General features: G+C 47.7%; 20 protein-coding genes. 4 read left to right on the top strand and 16 right to left on the bottom strand.

The genetic code is table 11. The features are described from left to right. Window positions 1-75: 75 nt before the first annotated feature. A complete protein-coding gene (locus ACQQ6X_RS23745; RefSeq protein ID WP_305167321.1) occupies window positions 76-864 on the top strand; it encodes a helix-turn-helix domain-containing protein in 789 nt (262 codons plus the stop codon). A 128-nt stretch (window positions 865-992) separates the two neighbouring features. Here ACQQ6X_RS23745 and ACQQ6X_RS23740 read toward each other — a convergent pair whose 3' ends face one another. The 5 genes from ACQQ6X_RS23740 to ACQQ6X_RS23720 form a co-directional block, all read right to left on the bottom strand. Further along, window positions 993-2411, bottom strand: coding sequence for a sucrose-specific PTS transporter subunit IIBC (locus ACQQ6X_RS23740; RefSeq protein WP_082825185.1), 1419 nt, complete (start codon window positions 2409-2411; stop codon window positions 993-995). A gap of 67 nt (window positions 2412-2478) precedes the next feature. Further along, entirely contained in the window at window positions 2479-3954 is a 1476-nt protein-coding gene (locus tag ACQQ6X_RS23735; RefSeq protein WP_305167320.1) for a glycoside hydrolase family 32 protein, read from the bottom strand. Window positions 3955-4133: 179 nt separating this feature from the next. Beyond that, complete coding sequence (locus tag ACQQ6X_RS23730) at window positions 4134-5156, bottom strand: LacI family DNA-binding transcriptional regulator (protein ID WP_305167319.1); 1023 nt, start codon at window positions 5154-5156, stop codon at window positions 4134-4136. Window positions 5157-5323: 167 nt separating this feature from the next. Further along, entirely contained in the window at window positions 5324-6166 is an 843-nt protein-coding gene (locus tag ACQQ6X_RS23725; protein WP_305167318.1) for an aldo/keto reductase, read from the bottom strand. A 32-nt stretch (window positions 6167-6198) separates the two neighbouring features. Then, window positions 6199-7395 carry an MFS transporter gene (locus tag ACQQ6X_RS23720; protein ID WP_305167316.1) on the bottom strand — a complete coding sequence of 399 codons (1197 nt, stop codon included), beginning with the start codon at window positions 7393-7395 and terminating at the stop codon, window positions 6199-6201. A 140-nt stretch (window positions 7396-7535) separates the two neighbouring features. Here ACQQ6X_RS23720 and ACQQ6X_RS23715 point away from each other — a divergent pair, with 140 nt between their 5' ends. Further along, window positions 7536-7901, top strand: a complete 366-nt coding sequence (locus ACQQ6X_RS23715) for a winged helix-turn-helix transcriptional regulator (protein ID WP_013308345.1) — start codon at window positions 7536-7538, stop codon at window positions 7899-7901. A 77-nt stretch (window positions 7902-7978) separates the two neighbouring features. Here the strand turns inward: ACQQ6X_RS23715 and adhP are convergent, their stop codons facing one another. Next, the gene (gene adhP, locus ACQQ6X_RS23710; protein ID WP_016820203.1) at window positions 7979-8995 is read right to left on the bottom strand and encodes an alcohol dehydrogenase AdhP; all 1017 of its coding nucleotides are present in this window, start codon (window positions 8993-8995) and stop codon (window positions 7979-7981) included. A 242-nt stretch (window positions 8996-9237) separates the two neighbouring features. On the opposite strand from adhP, the gene ACQQ6X_RS23705 reads away from it, so the two are divergent. Further along, on the top strand, window positions 9238-10071 hold the full coding sequence (locus ACQQ6X_RS23705) for a carbonic anhydrase (protein WP_305167314.1): 834 nt from the start codon (window positions 9238-9240) through the stop codon (window positions 10069-10071). A 122-nt stretch (window positions 10072-10193) separates the two neighbouring features. Here the strand turns inward: ACQQ6X_RS23705 and ACQQ6X_RS23700 are convergent, their stop codons facing one another. Further along, the gene (locus ACQQ6X_RS23700) at window positions 10194-11480 is read right to left on the bottom strand and encodes a Gfo/Idh/MocA family protein (RefSeq protein WP_305167313.1); all 1287 of its coding nucleotides are present in this window, start codon (window positions 11478-11480) and stop codon (window positions 10194-10196) included. A 137-nt stretch (window positions 11481-11617) separates the two neighbouring features. Between ACQQ6X_RS23700 and ACQQ6X_RS23695 the strand changes: the two genes are divergently transcribed. After that, window positions 11618-12454: a helix-turn-helix transcriptional regulator gene (locus ACQQ6X_RS23695; RefSeq protein WP_305167312.1), complete on the top strand. Its 837-nt coding sequence runs from the start codon at window positions 11618-11620 to the stop codon at window positions 12452-12454. 11 nt (window positions 12455-12465) lie between these two features. Here ACQQ6X_RS23695 and ACQQ6X_RS23690 read toward each other — a convergent pair whose 3' ends face one another. The 9 genes from ACQQ6X_RS23690 to ACQQ6X_RS23650 form a co-directional block, all read right to left on the bottom strand. After that, a complete protein-coding gene (locus tag ACQQ6X_RS23690) occupies window positions 12466-13296 on the bottom strand; it encodes a carbohydrate ABC transporter permease (protein WP_305167311.1) in 831 nt (276 codons plus the stop codon). Beyond that, on the bottom strand, window positions 13286-14158 hold the full coding sequence (locus ACQQ6X_RS23685; protein ID WP_149035074.1) for a carbohydrate ABC transporter permease: 873 nt from the start codon (window positions 14156-14158) through the stop codon (window positions 13286-13288). The genes ACQQ6X_RS23690 and ACQQ6X_RS23685 overlap by 11 nt, the downstream gene beginning before the upstream one ends. A 38-nt stretch (window positions 14159-14196) precedes the next feature. Continuing rightward, window positions 14197-15495 carry an ABC transporter substrate-binding protein gene (locus ACQQ6X_RS23680; RefSeq protein ID WP_305167310.1) on the bottom strand — a complete coding sequence of 433 codons (1299 nt, stop codon included), beginning with the start codon at window positions 15493-15495 and terminating at the stop codon, window positions 14197-14199. Window positions 15496-15706: 211 nt separating this feature from the next. Beyond that, window positions 15707-16264: a GNAT family N-acetyltransferase gene (locus tag ACQQ6X_RS23675; protein WP_305167309.1), complete on the bottom strand. Its 558-nt coding sequence runs from the start codon at window positions 16262-16264 to the stop codon at window positions 15707-15709. Between the two features lie 127 nt (window positions 16265-16391). Next, complete coding sequence (locus ACQQ6X_RS23670; RefSeq protein WP_305167308.1) at window positions 16392-17426, bottom strand: iron ABC transporter permease; 1035 nt, start codon at window positions 17424-17426, stop codon at window positions 16392-16394. 280 nt (window positions 17427-17706) lie between these two features. Then, complete coding sequence (locus ACQQ6X_RS23665; protein ID WP_305167307.1) at window positions 17707-18156, bottom strand: hypothetical protein; 450 nt, start codon at window positions 18154-18156, stop codon at window positions 17707-17709. Between the two features lie 48 nt (window positions 18157-18204). Then, window positions 18205-19176, bottom strand: a complete 972-nt coding sequence (locus ACQQ6X_RS23660) for an ABC transporter ATP-binding protein (protein ID WP_305167306.1) — start codon at window positions 19174-19176, stop codon at window positions 18205-18207. Beyond that, the gene (locus ACQQ6X_RS23655; RefSeq protein WP_305167305.1) at window positions 19163-20200 is read right to left on the bottom strand and encodes an ABC transporter ATP-binding protein; all 1038 of its coding nucleotides are present in this window, start codon (window positions 20198-20200) and stop codon (window positions 19163-19165) included. The genes ACQQ6X_RS23660 and ACQQ6X_RS23655 overlap by 14 nt, the downstream gene beginning before the upstream one ends. Before the next feature lie 58 nt (window positions 20201-20258). After that, the gene (locus ACQQ6X_RS23650) at window positions 20259-21104 is read right to left on the bottom strand and encodes an ABC transporter permease (protein WP_305167304.1); all 846 of its coding nucleotides are present in this window, start codon (window positions 21102-21104) and stop codon (window positions 20259-20261) included. Between the last annotated feature and the right edge of the window lies 1 nt (window position 21105).

The raw sequence follows: 21105 nt of genomic DNA, 5'->3' as shown, positions 1-21105 counted from the left end.
ACCAAGACTATGAACTATAGTATGATGGATGTACTACAGTATGATGAATGTTGAAGACATTGGAGAGTGAGTTTCGTGATTACATTGACGAGTATACGGCAGGACAATGGCGTAGACTGGTATGAAAAGGCTGGTGCAAATACCGACAACGATGACTTGCTGTTCATTTTGGTCACCTTTGGCAAATGTGTATATTGGGTGAACGATAGCAAGATCATTCTGGGCAAGGGTGAAGCCCTGCTTTTACCCCGTCATCTGAATTACTATGGCAAGAGCATTCCTACGCTTTTCCATACCAAGTATGTGATACATTGCCGCAAAACATGTACGAACAGCACACTCCCCATACTGAATACAGACCAGCCGTTATGGATCAAACCAGGATGTTACGATATGCTGCATGAACGGATCAAATCGATGTATTATCAATGGACAGAACACCCAAGCTACTACGCCCTGATGGCTGACTGTCTATTGACCGAAGCCATGATTTATATGAACCAGGAATGGGACAAAGGTACCGCTCCTTGCGATAAAGAACGGCATGTAGAACATATGAAACAGTACATTCAGAATCACTACAGGGAAAAGGTAACCAAAGAAGAGCTTGGCGATGCCATCCGCAAAACCCCCAATTATGCCGCGACACTGCTGCGGGAGGTTACAGGCCAAACGATCAGCGAGCATGTACATACGCAACGTATTAAAACCGCCATCTACATGTTAACGGAGTCTCGGCTAACGGTTCGTGAGATTTCAGAGTACGTGGGATATAGTGATGTGTCTTATTTTCATCGAATCTTCAAACGCTTAACAGGCTGTTCCCCGTCGGAGTTTCTACATGAGCGTTCCTCCATTGTCTGATCTGATAGCCTGAAGCTAAACTCCGTAGTTAGAAAAAATGGTCGCCCCACATGGAGTTCATGTAGAAGCGACCATTATATTTATACTACGCGCATGAATCTGCGTGTATTTGTGCTGACGGGATGATATTAATTGGAGGAACCTGCTGTTTTGACTTTCTCCAGCATTTTATCGTTAAACCCAAACATCCAAGTCAAGACAAAAGATACAGCCATCGCAGCCAAGTTCGCCAAAATATAAAACGGAAGCTGATGGTTCATGTAAAGCAACGTACCTGGAATCACTGTAACTGCCATCCCTGTAGCCGCCAAATGCAAGACTGAAGCAATAAAACCACCAACCGCCCCGCCGATGAGACCCATGACAAAAGGCTTCATATATCTCAGGTTGACCCCGAAGATAGCTGGCTCTGTAATCCCCAGGAAAGCGGAGAACGAAGAAGGAAGGGCCAACGCTTTCAGCTTGCTGTCCTTCGTTTTCAGACCAACTGCCAGACAAGCAGCACCCTGGGCAGCCATAGCGCAGGTAATAATAGCATTGAAGGCATTTACGCCGTTCTTTTCAAGCAGTTGGATCTCCAGAAAGTTAAAAATATGATGCACACCTGTAACGACGATAATCTGATGCAAAAAGCCGATGATAATCCCTGCAATACCGAAAGGCAAATCCAGTACAAATGTTGTTCCATGCAGCACCCATTCTTCAAGTGAATGGAACACTGGACCGATAGCAAACAGTCCTAAGGTGATCATAATCAACAGTGTTAAAAATGGTGTAAGAATCAGGTCCAGCGCTTCAGGCACCCGTTTGCGCAGCGCCCGTTCCAGCTTGGCTCCGATCAAGCCGACGAAGAAGGCTGGCAATACCGAGCCTTGATAACCGACGACAGGAATGAAACCGAACATCGTCAACGGGTGGGCCGAGCCGTCCGCAACACTATATGCGTTGGGTAGGGCCGGGTTTACCAGCATCAGACCGAGAACGATACCTAGTACCGGACTGCCGCCGAATACTCTAAAGGCTGACCATGCAACTAGTGCCGGTAGAAAAGCAAAAGCCGTATCCGTTAAAACTTGTGTATATAATAAAAAGTTAGGTGAAATATCCTGCGGCGTCATGCCGAGCAGAGCAAGAATTTGCGGCTGAGTGAGCAAACCGCGCAGCCCCATGAACAGCCCCGTAGCGACCAGCACAGGAATAATCGGTACAAATACATCGCCAAAGGTACGGATCGAGCGCTGGAAGACGTTGCCCTCCTTTTTCGCCTGACTCTTGACCTCTTCTTTAGAGGTACCTGTCACACCGAGCTTCTCAACCTCTTCAAAAATCCGGTTTACCGTACCTGTACCAAAAATAATCTGATATTGACCTGAATTGAAGAAAGCACCTTTGACCTTGTCGATCTCCTCTACTTTAGACTGATCAATCTTTTCTTTGTCATGCACCATAATCCGCAAGCGTGTCGCACAGTGAGCAAAGGAGGCGATATTTTCTTTTCCACCGATCGCTTCGATCACTTCTTTAGCTATTTCTCTGTTTTCCGCCATGATGTTCATCCTCTCGTTCATTTCCGTTATGTTTGCTGATTAACGATCCACTTGTTGAATTAGCCGCTCATGTAAAATCCCATTTTACCGCTTGGAAGAGAGCCTCTCCCTTGTCGGCAAAAAAGCGTATTTCGTCACTCTCTGGGTGCGGAAATATACGACTGGTGAACACTTCTTCCCCATCATTTACGAAAATCTCCACCGAAGATGTATCTACAAACAAATGAAGTTTGAGATGATCTTTATCCCATGCACACTGCCGTACTTCACCATATTCATTGGCTACAGACTCGCCCGATTGCGAACGGTCCAATACAAGTTTACGGCTGACGGCGTTATACTTTATCACCGTTTTCTGAGTCTCACTCGCACGGAATTCGATACCAAATGCATTCGCATCCAAAAGATCTACTTCACAGATCAGCTCATACGCTGTACCTTTAAATCCTTCATAGGTTTTGCTTTCTGAGGACAACGTATCAGCTACCCGATCCTCTCTATTTCTACGCAATGTGGTTAGTTCCGGAATTGGCCGTTGCAAGAGTTTTCCCTCATGAAGCGTAAGTTCTCTCGGTAACGTCAGACAATGGGCCCATCCATTTGGATCTGTCGGATATTCGATATCCGGCAGCCCCATCCAAGCCACCATAATCCGCCGTCCCTGCGGGTCAATCATCGTCTGCGGTGCATAGAAGTCAAAGCCCCGGTCAAGTTCATGGAATGCGCCGTGCTCCAGTGTTCTTGTCTCTGCATCCAGCAGTTTCCCGATGACGTAGCCTGATTGATAAATATTGTGGTTTTCATCCCCGGAAGGCTCCAAGCCCTGTGGAGAAAAGACCAAGACACCCGCTCCGTTCAGTTCAAAATAATCTGGACATTCCCACATATATCCGAACGATTCCAACCCTGTTCTCAGTTCCCCTTCGAACTGCCAAGTATGAAGATCGGTTGAACGGTAAAGGACAACGCAGCCCGTTGAGTTCGTTCGCTGGGCACCAATCACACAATAGAAACTATCGCCGTCCTTCCATAGCTTGGGATCACGAAAATGGTCTGTATAGCCTTCTGGCACATGGTCTATAACAGGATGCTCCCACTTGGTAATATGACCGCTCTCATCCATGACAGCCATGCATTGATAAGGATGTCTGATCCAGTTTTCGTCTCGTGTATTTCCTGTATACATCATGTATAACTTGCCCTCATGCTCCAGCGCACTGCCGGAATATGCCCCATGCGAGTCGAAATGGTCTCCAGGTGTGATACCAATGCCTGCACTAATCCATGTGGCCAAATCTTTGGATTTCAAATGATACCAATATTTCATCCCGTGATCTGTTCCGAGCGGGAACCACTGATAAAATAAATGGTATTCACCTTGATAATATGAAAATCCATTCGGATCATTAAGCAAACCTGTCGGTGGCTGGATATGAAACGACTGTCGCCACGGACATTGCTCCACCTGTTTCTGCAAGCTCGCTATTTCACCGGGCTCTGCCTGCTCAATTAGTCGATACTTTTGTTCTCTTGTCATTTTCATAGGTGTACCTCATTTTTTAAAAACTTTGATTTAAGGAACCGGTTCCAAGACAAAGAAAATATTGGACCGGAACCGGTTCCCATATGATTAAAAAAAATACTCATCCATGGATTTGCAACCGATTCCAATTGTACAAGAGTGCAATGGAACCGGTTTCGAAGAAATTATAATCCACCTGTTCAGCGTTTGTCAACGCTTTCTCTTTCAATAAGGGAATAATCCATGACCGTCACTGGCTCTACCGTTTTATGTTCTACCAGCCGTACAATATTTTGTGCTGCTACACGTCCAGCCTCCATATACGGATATTGAACAGTTGTTAGCGCAGGGTGAATGACCTCCGTGATATCGTATCCTCCAAAGCCAGTTACCGACAAGTCTGACGGGATGGTAATTCCTTTGGAATAAGCCGCGTTGATTACCCCAAGCGCGATATTATCTGTAGCACACACCATTAACGATGGCTTGAATTGGTCCAAGATGGTGGATGCGGCAATCCGTGCATCGGACATTTTAAACCCGGTTTCATAGTACCGTATATCATACCCGGCGGCTCGCATTTCCTCGTCCGTATAACATGCAGCAGGCAATGCATCGCGTACAGCCTGCCTAAAACCCTCTTTGCGCTGCACACCGACAGCAACATCTCTTTCAGTAACCCCGACATAGGCAATTTCACGGTGGCCCTGCGACAGGACATATGCACCGATATCGTATCCGGCACGATAATCATCATGGATAAGGCTATGGATCTGCTCATGCTGTTGACCTACCAGCAATACCGGAATACTGATGTCTCGAATCGCGGTCAGATGGTCGTCTGTAATTTGAGCAGCCAGCAGGATGATGCCTGAAATTTTTTGCCGTGCGAATTCATAGATCGCTTCGATTTCACGTTTTACATCCTGACTCGTATTCGAGATCAGCATCTGGTAATGCTGGGAACGCAGCTCCTCATCAATCCCCATTAACGTATGGGATGTTGCAAAAGAATCCAGCCGTGGCACAACGGTTCCGATAATGTTGGTTCGTTTTGCCTTTAGACTCTGGGCAAAGGTATTGGGCACATACCCCGTGGCTTTGACCACCTTTTCAATTTTACGCTTCGTATCCAGGCTGACAGACCCGCCGTTCAAAAAACGGGATACCGTGCTCTTGGATACACCAGCCATTTGGGCTATATCTGCAATCGTCTTATTCATGAGGTCCCCCGGAGATTTTCATTTTCACAAGCGTCCAAAACTTCTCATTTCATATTATTCTATAATACCATATGGCGGGATTGGATTGCTGTAGCCCCAGATTCCTCATACACAAAAAGCCGCCCCTTCAGTGAAGAAGGAAACGGCGTTTCATAAAGAACTGGAATTTAAAAATCGAAGTTATCCGGATCTGGACCTACCCGAAGATTGGCATTTAACGCCTGAATTCGATCCATATCCTCACGCGTCAATTCAAAGTCAAAAATATCAGCATTTTCGACGATTCGATGCGCCTTGGTGGACTTGGGAATCGTCACGACTCCCTGCTGTATATCCCAGCGTAAAATCACTTGAGCTACCGTTTTTCCGTGCTTGTGTGCGATCTCTTGCAGTACCGGATGATCCAGCAGCTGGCCTTGCATAAGCGGGGACCAGGCTTCCATCTGGATGTTGTTCTTTTGACAAAATTGTAGCAGCTCGCTTTGGGTTAATTGCGGGTGAAATTCCACCTGATTGACCATTGGCTTGATTTCTGCATCCTTCATGAGGTCTTCCAAATGATGAATTTGGAAGTTGCTGACTCCGATGGCCTTAATCCGTCCTTCTTTGTACAAGGACTCCAAGGCTCTCCAGGCTTCTTTGTACTTCCCTTGAACCGGCCAATGAATCAGGTAAAGATCGAGATAGTCCAGTCCCAGTTTGTTCAGGCTTGCTTCATAAGCCGCTCGGGTCTCTTCATAGCCTAAATCTGCATTCCACACTTTGGACGTGACGAACAGGTCTTCTCTGGACAGATTATTCTCCGACAGGGCCTCCTGAATAGCTTGTCCCACGCTGTTTTCATTTGCATAGATTGCCGCTGTATCTATACTACGGTAGCCATGCTTTACAGCAGCCTTTACAGCATTGACCAGCTCTGAGCCTTCTTCTACTTTAAATACCCCGATGCCAAACCAAGGCATGTGGACTCCGTTGTGCAATGTTGTAGTGCTCTGTAGGTTTTGTGTCATTTTGTATCTTCCTCTCTGTTTTTTTAAAAGTTTTAGCCTACCAAGGCGGTTGTATCCCTTTTTTCAAGCATACGACTCCAGGCTGTCAGTAGAACCGCCACCAAAACCATTACCCCACCGACCCAAGTTGTATGCATAAGACCTAGTGAATCCGTCACAATGCCTCCCACATATGCTCCGATTGCGATCCCTGCGTTGAAGGCCGCAATATTAACAGCCGAGGCGACATCGACCGCTTTGGGTGCAAAACGTTCGGCTAGCATAACTACATATACCTGTAGACCCGGCACATTCATAAACGCAAGCAAGCCCATAAAGAAAATTGTCATTAGCCCTGCCGTTTTGAATGGTACGGTAAACCACAGCAGGAACAGGATCACAGCTTGAACCAGAAACATATAAAATAAAGCTGAAAGCGGCCTGCGATTTGCAGCTTTTCCACCGATAACATTCCCGATAGCAATGGCTATTCCATACAACAGGAGAATGAACGTTACTGTATTTTGCCCAAAACCGGTTATGTCGTGAAGTAATGGAGATAAATAAGTAAACACGACGAACGTGCCTCCGTATCCCAAGGCAGTAATGATAAATGCAAGTAGCAAGCGACCATTCCTAATCAGTTTGACCTGCTCACCCCATGGGGTCTTATTTCCCTTTCGCAGCGTAGAGGGCAGCAGGATCAGGTTAGCGATGAGTGCCACAACACCGACGACCACAATCGCCATAAATGCAACCCGCCAACCCCATTGCTGCCCAACGTAGGTGCCCAACGGCACTCCTGTGACGGTGGCTACGGTCAAGCCGGAGAACATAATCGAAATTGCACTCGCCCGCCGATCATCGGGAACAAGGTCGGCTGCGATGGTGGACCCGATGGACATGAACACTCCATGGGAGAACGCCGAGATGATACGTGCAATCAGCAGCAGGGTAATTCCGCTAGAGACTGCGGCAAGGCTGTTGCCTGCTATAAACACAATCATGATCCACAGCAGCAGCGTTTTACGAGGAACGCTCGATGTTAATGAGGTCAACACAGGCGCCCCGATAGTAACCCCTAATGCATACAGCGTTACAGTTAGTGCGGACATCGTTACGGATATGTGCAAGTCTTCAGCGATCAGGGGAAGCAGTCCTACGCTGATGAACTCAGTTGTCCCAATAGCAAAGGCGCTTACGGCTAAAGCCAGTAAAGGCCAGATACTTCGTTTGGATTCTGGCGACATGTTTTTCACTCCTATCTATAGTAATCTTGGACCAGCAGATGTTATTATGAGGTATTCAATTCATTATGAACAGTACGTACTTTTTAGTGATATAGGTACCAAAAAGTACCCTAGAGGCGACATACACGGAGGGATCGGCAGTGGGAAAGAAAAAATACAATATCTCTGTTGAAGCAACATTAGAGGTGATCGGGGGAAAATGGAAATGTGTGATTCTGTGTCACTTGACCCACGGAAAAATGCGGACAAGTGAATTAAAGCGAATGATGCCTTCTATAACACAAAAAATGCTGACTCAGCAGCTGCGTGAATTAGAAGAGGACGGCATTGTCAATCGGATTAGCTATAACCAGGTTCCACCTAAAGTAGAGTACGAGCTTAGTGAATATGGATGTAGTCTGAAAGGCATTCTGGATTCTCTGTGTGCCTGGGGAGAAAGACATATCATTAAAGAATACGGGGATAAATCGGCGGTTTTGGAGGATAATATTCTGAATAAGCTGTAATGCAAAGAAAGCGTCTGCAGTGGATCAGCAGGCGCTTTCTCTCTTGGACTTCCCAAAGTCACGAATGGGACATCATTTTATTTAGTGAAATCGATGACCATACGTCCTTGGATTTTGCCATGCTCCATCTCTTCGAAGATTTCATTGATGTCTTCAAGTGGACGCTTTTGCACAAGAGGAACAACTTTACCTTCGGCAGCGAACTGGAACGCTTCTTTAAGGTCTTCACGAGTACCAACCAAGGAGCCGATTACTTGAATGCCGTCCAGAACCAGACGCGGAATGTCCAGATCCATCTTATCGGTTGGAAGACCTACAGCTACGACACGTGCGCCAGCTTTCACAACGTCAATGGCTTGATTGAAAGGCGTTTTGGCAACAGCAGTAACTACGGTTGCATCCAGACCAGCACCGTTCGTTAATTCCTTAGCTCGGGCGACTGGATCTTCCTTCATGCTGTTAACAATATAGTCAGCACCAATTTTCTTGGCCAGTTCGAGTTTTTCATCACTGATATCAAAGGCTACAACTTTAGCATTAAATACATTTTTGGCGTATTGTACAGCCAGGTTACCCAAGCCGCCAATACCGAAGATACCGATCCATTGACCTGGTCTGATATCACTTACTTTAACAGCTTTATATGTTGTAACCCCTGCGCAAGTTACGCTGCTTGCAGCGGCAGGATCAAGATTGTCTGGTACTTTGACCGCATAGTCAGCTGTGACAATACATTGTTCTGCCATTGCACCGTCTACCGTATATCCGGCATTTTTAACTTCACGACACAAAGTTTCCCGTCCAGTTAAACAATATTCGCAGTGACCGCAGCTTTCGAACATCCAGGCAATGCTTACGCGATCGCCAATTTTAAGACTGGTTACTCCTTCACCTAATTCAATGACTTTACCAATACCTTCATGTCCCAGTACTCTGCCTGTAACATCACCGAAATCTGCATTTTTCACGTGTAAATCTGTGTGGCAAACCCCACAATATTCAACTTGGACTAACGCTTCTCCATGTTTCAGGGAGCGCAAAGGTTTCTCTTCTACACTAACTTTCTTGTCTTTTGTAACAATGGCTGCTTTCATGTAGATCTCTCCTTTGAGTAGATATGGAATTATTTTGTAATGAACACCCCACTATTATAGTTACTTCCCCCAAAGAGGACAAACAAATATTTCACTTCTCCATTACTTTCTCTACACCCCGGTAATCATAAGCAACCATTTCTAGCTTTTTCCTAAGTCTTTGTACCCTTGCAGGAACTTTGTACAGTAATTTACAATGTAAAAAGTTTCACATACTCTATTTGGAAGAAGGATATAGAAACATGAAAAAACACTGGAGAGGTTGCTTATTCAGCATATTTTCCATCATCTTGGGGTTGTCAGTAACAGGATGTACACCATCCGCTACTTCTAGTGTTCCTAGCGCAACCTCGTCATCCGCTAATAATGCTCATGCAGTTGTCCAGAAAAGCGCGCACTGGTCTTACGAAGGAGATGAAGGACCCGAGCATTGGGGGGAGCTGGAAAAGGATTTTGTCGCTTGTGGTAATGGTCAGGAACAGTCTCCCATCAACATAGAGCATTCCCATCTGAAAGATTCGCATACGCAGCAACCGCTGCAAGTTCATTATTCTACCACCAAATTATCCATATTGAATAATGGACATACCATCCAAGTCAATGCCACTAGTCCCAGCAACGATATTGTCGTAGACGGCACTAAATTCACACTAAAGCAGTTTCATTTTCATCATCCAAGCGAACACCAAATAGATGGCAAAAATGCTGAAATGGAGCTTCATTTTGTTCATCAAAGCGATAGCGGAAGCACAGCTGTCTTAGGCGTCCTTATTCAAAAGGGCAAAGAAAATCAAGCTTTCAGCCGCATTTGGTCCAAACTTCCAAAGGATACCTCTCAAGAAGCAAACTTGGAGGGAGAAATAAATCTTGCCACCCTGCTGCCAAAAGACCTGCACTCCGTTCGCTACAACGGGTCGCTGACTACCCCGCCATGCACAGAGCATGTGAATTGGACGGTGTTAGAGCAGCCTATTGAAATGTCGGCAGACCAAATTAATCAGTTTGCTGCCATTTTTCCCGATAACCATCGTCCTGTACAACAACTGGGAACCCGTGAGCTGAAGGCCGATAAATAATAAAATATAGTATCCTAAGATATAAGGTTCTTACTATCTTTAAATACAAACAAGAAGCCCCCTCGTCCCTCTGGTTAGAGATGGGGCTTCCTGTTATTAAAGCTACTGCCTACCTACAACCGTTATAATCGCACCAGTTGCTCTACCTTCACTGGCTGGCCTGTGCGCATAGAGCGGTTGGCGGCGATGCCTGTTAAAATGGACCATGCGCCGTCAATATGGGAAGCCGCACGATGAAACCGATCCTCTGCCGGCTTATTGAAAATATCCCGCAGCATGACCGGATCTCCTCCGCCATGTCCCCCCACGCCTTCCTCTACTTCAACCTCGTAAGGCGCTGCAAAGTGAGGATAAATCGTGATGGTTTTCTCCTTTAACGCTCCCTCCTCTGCCTTGCTGCCACCGGAGTTAACATAGGATTGCTCGGATACCCGAACTTCCATCCTTCCCTTGGTGCCGTTAAATACGATGATAAAGCCCTCCCAAGGCATATAAGCGTTCAGTGAGTAGTTCATTACCGTTTTATTCTGGTACTTCACCATGACACTCAGTGTATCCTCGATGCTGATATTGTCGCCAAAAACGCTTTGATCGCGTATATACCCATCCTCATGCTCCGCATCCAAATACATGCTTTTTAGATGCTCGTTACGATCCAGGTGTAAGGCAAAAGGGTCATTTTCCGCAGCCTTGCTGCCGTAAGCCCGTTGATAGAACTCCGTCACGCCTCGCTGCTCCGCATTCTCCCGGCCGTAAAATCTTAAATCCCCCATTGCATACACCGTCTCCGGCTTCGAGCCAAGCCAGAAGTTCATCAGATCAAAATGATGCGTCGATTTGTGCACCAGCAGACCGCCGCTATTGCGCTTGTCCCGGTGCCAGCGGCGGAAATAATCCGCGCCATGCTGGGTATTCAGCAGCCATTCAAAATTGACTGACAAGATGTCACCCAGCGTCCCGTTCATGATAACTTCACGAATTTTCGTATTATGCGGGGCGTAACGATAGTTAAAGGTGACGCGCAGCTTCCGTCCCGTGCGATCTATGGCATCCAGAATATCCTGGCATTTGTCCTCGTCGACCGTCATCGGCTTCTCGGAAATGACATCACAGCCCAGTTCCATCGCCCGGATAATATACCGATGATGCACCCGGTCAATGGTAGTGACGATGACGATATCCGGCCTCGTCTCCGCGATCATCCGTTCAAATTCGTGAGCTTTATAAGTCGGAATCGGTTGGTGCTCGTATTTCTCCTGCAACAGCCGATTGGCATAATCCATTCTCGTCTGATTGACGTCACAGAACGCAACCAGCTCCGATGTATCTTTGAAAACGGTAACAACTTCACCGTAAAAAAATTCAGCTCTTCCACCAGTGCCTACAAGTGCATATTTGATTTTAGCCAATTGGTTCACACCCTTTACATGAATTACTTACATTTTATAGTATAAGAAAGAGCGAAATCTTCACCTTTATTGTGAATTCATCCAAAAAGTATGCATATATTATCCTCATGAACGCCTTCATAAAGGAGAACGCTGCTATGATTGCTACACCCTTTTTTGCCATCGAGCAAGCGCTTCGGACGGTGCCGTTTAGCATGTCTGCCGACCATGTCCATCAAGCGCATGAAATCTATTATCTGCTGGCAGGAGAGCGCTACTACTACATTAATCAGCGTGTATACGCGTTACAAAAGGGCGATCTAATCTGGATCAGCAAACATGATTTTCACCGTACGAGTAACAAGGGGAGCGACAGCCATGAGCGAATTTTGATCAACTTTGATGAGGCGTTTGTAGCCTCGTCCACGCCTGTCACTCCATCCGGCGATCAGAGCCACCTGCTTTTGCCTGAAAAAAGCTTTTTGCTTCGCCCCTCCGCGCAGGAACAACGCGAGCTGGAGCATTTGTTCCAGCAAATGCTGGATGAATACCATCAAGAGCATGCCTACCGTCATATGTATCTTCAAAGCCTATTGATCCAGCTGCTGATCCGAATCCGCCGTATACAATCAACGGCTCCTGACGCCATAGCACCGGAACGTAGCGAGCAGCAGCAACGTGTGTACTCGGTGATTGAGTACCTGCATGACCACTATGCCGAGAAGCTGTCGTTGGAGCAACTGGCAGGACATTTTTATATTAGCAGCACGTATCTGTGCCGCATTTTCAAGCAGACCACTGGCTTTACTCTGGTCGAGTATCTTCAGGATGTGCGGGTCCAGCAGGCTCGGACATATTTGAAGGAAACAGACTGGAAAGTGACCACCATTGCTGAAAAAACGGGCTTTGACAGCATCGCTCACTTTGGGCGTGTATTCAAGCATTTCACCGGACATACTCCGTTACAGTACCGAAAGGCACACAAAAAGGAGTAGGGAAAACGCCCCTACCCCTTGATGCCTGTTAAGGTAATGCCTTCAATAATTTGCTTTTGAGCGATGATGTAAACGATGAGCACCGGGACGACAGAGATGGTGGTACCTGCCATCATCAGTGACCAATCGGCGGTATATAGTCCTTTGAAATTGTTGAGCAGAAGCGGAACCGTAAATTTCTCTGGTGTATTGAGATAGATCAGCGGATCAAGAAAGCTGTTCCAGGCACCCAAAAAGGTGAAAATTCCAATCGCCGCCAAAGCTGGACGAATGAGTGGCAGAATGACACTCCAGTAAATGCGAATGTATCCCGCCCCGTCCATGACTGCTGCTTCCTCCAGATCGCGCGGAATACCCATGACGAATTGACGGAGCAAAAATACCGCGAATGCATTAAACAAGGCCCCAGGCACGATTAGCGACCAATGCGTATCCAGCCAACCAATACGATCCATCACCAGGTATAACGGAATCATTGTCACCTGCTTAGGCACCATCATCGTAGCGAGGAACAATATAAACAATATATCCGAACCCGGAAAACGGATTTTAGCAAAAGCATACGCCGCCATAGACGCGCTAATCAACGTTGCTGTCACAATGATAAACGTAATGTAAAAGCTGTTCATGTACGCCTGCACAAAAGGCATCGCCTCCAGCGAAGCTGGATAGTTACTCCATACGAACGGATCGGGAATCCATTGCGGCGGAACGACAAAAATTTGAGAGATATCCTTTAGCGAACTGAGGATGGTCCATAGAAATGGAAAAAACATGATTAAAGAGCCGACAGCGAGCAGCACATGGCGCAGGAACACCCTGCCTCTGCAACTAATCTCCATAGTGCACCCACCTCTTTTGCATTTTGAATTGCAGCAGTGTAAATATGAGAATGATTACGAATAAAATCATCGCCGCTGCCGCACTTTCTCCCATCGTGAAATCAATGAACGCCTGATCGTAAATGTGATACACAAGCGTATAGCTGGCTTTGGCCGGTCCGCCGTTCGTCATGACGAACGCCTGATCGAACACCTGAAAAGAGCTGATGACCATCATGATGGTCACAAAAAAGGTCGTTGGCGACAATAGCGGCAATGTAATATACCTTAACTGTTGGAACTTGCTCGCCCCGTCAATCTCGGCTGCCTCGTAATAGGTTTTGGAGATGCCCTGAAGCCCTGCCAAAAAAATAACCATATTGTACCCCAATCCCAGCCATATGCTAAGTAGAGCAATCGACGGGATCACCCAATGCGTATCGGTCAGCCACATCGGGCCTGCAATCCCAATCGCTCGCAGCAGGTGGTTGAAAATACCGAATTCACCGTTCAGTATCCACATCCAGATGACCCCAACCGATACCGAACTGGTTACAACAGGCATGAAAAAAAATAAACGATAGATTTCCCGGCCCTTCACTTTATTGAGCACGATGGCTACGAGCAGAGCCAGCACAATCCCCACCGGGATGACCAGCACCATATAATACATCGTATTGATGAGTGCCTTCCAAAAATCAGGATCAGATAATTGACCTTTAAAATTGTCCAAGCCGACAAACAAAGGTACGCCAAAACCATCCCAATTGACAAAGCTTAAGTAAAATGCATATAGCAAGGGCAGCAGCGAAAAACATAACAAACCAAGAAACTGGGGGCCAATGAATAGATAGCCCCACAGCGCTTGATGCTTTTTGTGCATCTTGTCACCTTCCTCCCCGGCCACGGTCCATCCCGTGTTTACTTGATCGCCTTGGATATGATCTGATTCAACTTTTCAATGGTTGTCGCAGCATCCTGCTTGCCCAAGAACATCAAGTCAATGGTTTCCGTGATATCCGAGTTCAACCCCGGCACCTGTGCGTCATAAGCCAATGCAGAACCATAAGCGTGACCTTTATCACGTCCCTCGGTCAAATAGCTTGAATGCTCAATTTTTGCCTTTTTCATAATGCTCTCATCTGCGGCGGCAAGTGTACCCATGGCATTTCCACCTTCGACCAGCCGTGCCTCCTGCCCTTTCACAGAGACATAGAAGGCTGCCAGCTTCATCGCTTCTTGCACATGCGGGCTATTTTTGTTGACAGCTACATATGCAACCGGAATGGCAACAGGTTCATTTTTGCCAGTGTTGGAGGGCCAATAGATATAATCAAAGTCGAGGCTTTTGTTTTGGCTAAACAAAGGCTCCAGCCATCTTCCCGCCGCCAGCATGCCGACCTGATTGGACATGAACATCGCATCTGCCCCCTGCCCTTTCGGAAGCGAACCGAGGTATACCGCGTTTCCCTTTTTCACCATATCGTGCATGAAAGCGAAGGCTTCCTTGCCCTTTTCATTGTGGTCCAGCACATATTTGCCTTGTTCATCAAAAATCCGGCCACCATTCGACCACACCCATGAATACCAGTGTGCCCACCAGTTTTCCGCAATATAGCCCTGCTTTCCAGCCGCCTTCAGCTTGGAGGTAACCTCCTCAAAGGCGTCCCAGTTCCACTTGCCCTCGTCATAGTATTCCTGCGGTGTCTTCACGCCTGCTTCCTTAAATACCTTTTTGTTGTAGTACATAACCATCGGGTTGGAGTCAGGAGTAACCCCATAGATTTCCCCATCACGCTTGGCCGGGCCCCATAATCCTTCCGGGAAATCCTCAGCCTTCACGTCACTTGCCTCACTTTTTAGAAATTCGCCCAAAGGCTGCACCTGTTTTGCTCCGATCAAACGTGCCATCGTCGATTCATAGGAATAAAAGACATCCGGCCCGCGGCTTCCCTGTAGCTGTGTCAACAGCTTTTGCTCATATTGGTCTCCCGGTACAGGTACCAGCTTAACCTCGATATTCGGATTTTCCTTTTCAAATGCATCCAGGGCCCGCTGATACACCTTCACCTCCGCCGGATTCCCCCAAGCCTGCATCGTAAGCCGTACTTTTTGCCCATCTGTGTTTTCTATTTTGGGAGAAGTGCTGCATGCCGCTGCAAGTAATAACAGAACGCTGAGGAAAAATCCAACTTTTATCCAGCTCATGTAATTGTCCATCTTAACCGCCTCCTGTAGCTTCGCATGGTTGTATACCCATTTATATTGAAGCGCTTACAAAACTTTCCCTATCATCATATGTAGAAGGGGGAATTGCGATATCCCCATTTTCATTTTTAAATAATTTTTTTTCTTTTGGGTGCAACAAAAAAAGAAGAATGCAGATTACCTGCCTCCTTCTTTTGTATTCCTACAGCTATAATTCCGTTTTCTATGAATTGATTAGCATCTTTTCAAAAGTGTTATAGCCATTCGTTTCGCCCATATAAGTATAGCCGCATTGTTTGTAAAACCCGCTAAGCTTGTCATTGCCCGCAATACAGTCTAGACGGATTCGATCCTTGCCTGCAAAACGGATGCCTTGCTCAATCCACTGCATAAGCTCACGACCCAGTCCCTTCCCACTATTATCTCGATCTACAACCAAACGATGCAGATATACGGAAGTTCCTTCCTCGGAATCTGTCTCCTCTAACCCCCACAGCCTACTATCCCAAGCACTGGGCTGCTGCTGCAAGATCACTGCACCCGCCAAGCGATGATCCTCTGACGCTCGGAAAATAACCACTTCTCCGCGTGCAATAGCGCCGCCCAGATTGTGGTCATCTTCTCCTCTTAGTAATTTGCCCCATTGCGTGGAACCCTTGCTGTGCAGCCATCTAGCCGTCTTTAAAATTAATTCGTGAACTTCAGCCTGATCTTCAGCACTTGCCTGAAAAGCTGTTAATCCTGGTTTGACGGATGATTCGACAATAGTCATTGATGTCATGCTGCACCTCAACCCTCTGATTAATTTATTTACGTATAAAATATAGCATAAAAAAGAGAGTATGATGAGTTGGTAGAGCAGTATGATAACAGCCCAGCCGTGTGGTAAATATTACATCATTTGATATCTAGTACTTCTCAAGCAGAGAGCTCCTTTTCCATTCTCTCCACACCATAAAGATCAAGAAGGGAATGCCGATACAGGCCAGCACCGGGGTTAAGGGAATCCCAACCGGCTCGTTGATTCTAGCGGAAATGACCTTGACCAGCATCAATAGGCCTCCCCCCCAAAGGATGGAGCCCAACATGAGAAGCCGCGAACGGTTTCCTATCATGAAACGCATGAAATTCGGGACAATAAGCCCTATATATCCGATAGTGCCACATGCCCACACTGTAGCAGCGGTCAACACAATTGCAAAGGGAATGTACAGGGGTCTAAGCTGCTTGGGGAATGCGAAGACAGATCCTGCAACGAGAAGTGTAACCAAGGCAAGCCAAAACGTGAACGATCCTTCCCTTATTCCCCAGCCTCCCACAGAAATTGCCCACTCTTGCTGATTTTCTCCAAGTAGCACAATAAACCCAGAGATTGAACGAAGGGCAACATCAATAATGAAACCAATCATAAATAAATGGACCCCCTCAGACCGTCCACGAATGAAATGCATTTTATTCAATGTAAATACAATGAATCCCCCAAACACCGCCCCTGCAATACAAAGGGCCATACTACCAAAGGAATCTATATTCATTCCAAGTAAAAGGACAATACATAGCCCCACCATTGCCCCAGGCATAAGTCCGGTTAAGGTGGGTGATGCAAACCGATTAGCTGTTCGTAATTGTAAGAGAGTTCCTGAAAAGGCCAAACATCCTCCAAGCAATAACATATCCAAGGCAAACGGCAGACGAGTTTGGTATACAACTTCCTTCAATATAGGATCAGGATTGGAGGAAAACAACACTTCCCATAATTCTGCATAGCTGATAGGGAATATACCTGTGGTTAGCGACAGGGAGAAACTAAAGATCAATAAAACCAAGCCTGCAACCAAGGTCAAAATAATTCTTTGTGGGCGCGGTGGAGCTGCGTTCGGTTCAGCGACGATCGTCCCACCTCCACCTTCACATTCACTCCTATGTATTTCTTGTTCACTCATCCGATTTAAAATATCTCCTTTCCTCATTTCCCATAAAATATAAATGCCATTATACTCTTATCGGTCATATATGGTGAAAAATGTAACCTTTCTAATAATCATTTCAACCAATGATATCCGTGTGGGAAAGGATAGAATGGTTGTGAACGGGGTGCCAAGTCGTAAACCGTATCCTCTCAAGTATGAAAATGTTGAAAAAGAATCGCATGAAAAAACGAGCTGGCCTCTTCGGTCAGCTCGTTTCAATTCCTGATAAAGTGTATGACTCCATCTGCACGATTTAATTCGTCTGTGCAACAGGTACAATTAGGTACAATCCTGCGGCATCGCCACTCGCGGGCCGTACCTCCTGAATGACCCAGCCTAACGACAGCACCTGCTGTAGTCGGTCATACTCAGCGTGCGTCAGTTCGGATATGACAGCTTCGCTTCCTTCCTCCAGAGACAGCTCAGGCTCACGTCCGAGCGCCACGGCAATCCACGTACGAATGCCCCGGATCGTATTGTATTTGATCTGATACCCGTCTGTTACGGCGCTGACAAACACCTCTGGCTCTTTGGACGCCAGTCCGGTGGCCAGTTCGGTATAATCAAACTGTCCATCTGTTGGCAGCTCATTTTGCTGCACCTGACGGATGAGTTCCTCATGGGACCAGCCTAATGAACGCAAAGATTCCAGCATGAGCGCGTCCCACTGGGAAATGCGTACTCTTTTCGTCGATTCAGTCATCGTTTTTTACCTCCTCTAGGTTATGTACACCGTACAATCGATTTTAACCTAACGGCCAACCGGGTACGCCACATAATGACCGGGGCTAATTTCCTTCAGCTCGGCGGCAGCGTTGCTGTCCTTGTCCCATACCCGCGAACCGTCGGGTTGCGCCCAGCTATTCTGTCGCTCTCCGGCGGCTCGCGGATCAGGCACAGGGATGGAGGAGAGCAACGCCTGCGTGTAAGGGTGAGCGGGCTGCTCATACAGTTCATCTGCGTCGGCCACTTCCACCAACTGTCCGTGATACATCACGCCGATTCGGTCCGAAATATGCCGCACCATCGATAAGTCGTGAGCGATGAACAGGTACGTCAGCCCGAATTCCTGCTGGAGATCTTCCAGCGTGTTAATGACTTGCGCCTGGATGGACACATCCAGCGCCGAGATCGGTTCGTCACAGACGATGAACTCGGGATTCACAGATAAGGCACGAGCGATGGAAATCCGCTGACGTTGTCCGCCGCTAAATTCGTGCGAATAGCGGTACAGGTGCTCCCGCTTCAGCCCTACCTTCTCCAGTAAAGCCACTACAGCATCCTTGCGCTCACTGCCCTGATGCAGCCTGTGAATATCCATCGGCTCACCAATCAGATCAAGCACGTTCATCCCCGGATTAAGCGAGGAATACGGGTCCTGAAAAATGCTCTGAATACGCCGACGCAGCGGCTTGAGCTGTTTGTCGTTCAGCTTGGAAATATCCTGACCGTCAAAGCGTACCGTACCTTCCGTATAATCGTATAACCGTGTCAGACAGCGTCCAATCGTTGATTTGCCACTACCGGACTCGCCGACCAGTCCGAACGTCTCGCCGCGCTTGATTTGGAAGCTTACGCCGTCAACCGCCTTGAGCACCTCGGAGCTACGCCCTAACAAATCTTTTGCGGTCACAAAATGCTTCTTAAGCTGGTGAACCTCCACCAAGGGCTGACCCTCACCCGCCACATGGTTGGCCTCTCTCAACGCTTCATTCACCTTCATTCCCTCCTTCCGCGTGACCCGCTTCGGGCGTCTCGCAGACTCCGGCAGGCACAGCGTCCGGCTCGTTTAGCCAGCAGGCTGCTCGCTGGTCAGGACGCAGCTCTACCATCGGCGGCCGCTCCTCACAGCGAGCAAACGCATGCGGGCACCGTTCCATGAACGGACAGCCTGACGGCGGGTTCAGCAGATCCGGGGGCGTGCCCTCAATCGGCACCAGCCGCTCACGGAAGCCGTTCGTACGCTGGGGTACAGAGCGCAGCAGCCCCTGCGTATACGGGTGGCCCGGATGATAGAAGATATCGTCCACGCGCCCCTCTTCCATCACCATGCCGCCATACATCACGATGACACGGCTGCATACCTGGGCCACAACGCCCAGATCATGAGTGATCAGGGCAATTGCCATATCGGATTGCTGCTTAAGCGTCTTGAGCAGCTCCAGAATTTGCGCCTGAATCGTCACGTCCAGCGCTGTAGTCGGCTCATCTGCAATCAGCAGCTCCGGGCTGCACGAGAGCGCCATCGCGATCATCACCCGCTGGCGCATCCCTCCGCTGAATTGATGCGGGTATTGATTCATCCGGCGCTCCGGCTCGGTAATGCCTACTTGCCGTAACAATTCTACCGCTGCTTGCGTAGCCGCTTCCTTGCTCAGTCCTCGGTGCCTGCGAATCACCTCGATCAGGTGATAGCCTACTTTTTTGACCGGATTCAGTGAAGTCATCGGGTCCTGAAACACCATTGTAATTTGGTTACCGCGTATTTTACGCCATTGCTTTTCCGTCAGCGCAGTCAGACTTTCACCACGGTAACGGATATCGCCGTTCAGCCGCTTGCCGGGCGGGGCAATCATCGACATGATCGCTTTCGCTGTAACGCTTTTGCCACTCCCGGATTCTCCTACAATTCCTACCGTTTCCCCGGCATCAATATGAAAGCTAACCCCTCGAACAGCCTGATTCTCCCCCTCACGGGTGAAGAATGAAACCTCCAGCTGTTCGACGGATAGCAGATGTTCTGTCATTGTGTTTTCGCCCCTTTCTGTCGCCTTGGAGCCATTGGTAATGGATCTGTGCGGTGAATCATCGTTTTACTAATTTGGGTTCAAAGCCTACACGCAGTACATCCCCCAGTACATTAAAGCTCAACACGGTCAGCAAAATAAGCAGTCCCGGAAACAATGCCATATACGGCGCTTGTGCAATATAACCTTGGGCATTATTCAGCATACTGCCCCACGTAGCGTTCGGCAGCTGGACACCAAAGCCGAGAAAGCTTAGTGACGATTCCATCATAATGGCTGAAGCGATATTGTTCGTCGCCCCTACGATAATCACCGGAATCAGGTTGGGTACGATGTGCTTTAAAATAATGCCCAACGTACTTTGTCCCGAAGCTTTGGCGTACAGCACATACTCCCGTTCGCGCAGCGTCATCGTCTCTGCCCGAACCACCCGGGCAATATTCATCCACATAAGCAGGGCAATAATGACAATGATATTGCCAACACCCGGCTTCAAAAATACACTAAGCAGCAATATAACCAGAAAAGACGGAATCGACATGATCAGCTCCAAAATCCGCATAAGCAGGTTGTCAATCCACCCGCCAAAATAGCCGCTCACAATGCCTACCACTACACCAATACTGGTCGCAATCATCATGGACGCAAAGCCCACCAGCAATGATACACGGCCGCCATACAGTGCTCTTGTGAAATAATCCCGACCGTAATCATCTGTTCCGAACCAGTGTGCGCCTCCTGGTGGCTGGAGGCGCTCCAGTACGTTCAGCTTATTCGGGTCCTGTGGCGATAAAAATGCGAAAATCGCTCCCAGCGAGAATACGATCAATAGTATGAGGGCGACGGCGCCCATTTTGCTCGTCATCAGCTCGATCCCGATGTTGCGCCATTTGCTCCGATTCATG

The sequence above is a fragment of the Paenibacillus ottowii genome (assembly GCF_050516475.1).
Classification (GTDB): domain Bacteria; phylum Bacillota; class Bacilli; order Paenibacillales; family Paenibacillaceae; genus Paenibacillus; species Paenibacillus ottowii.
Note: the sequence above shows the minus strand (reverse complement) of the source record. Positions and strands in the feature narration are given on the sequence as shown.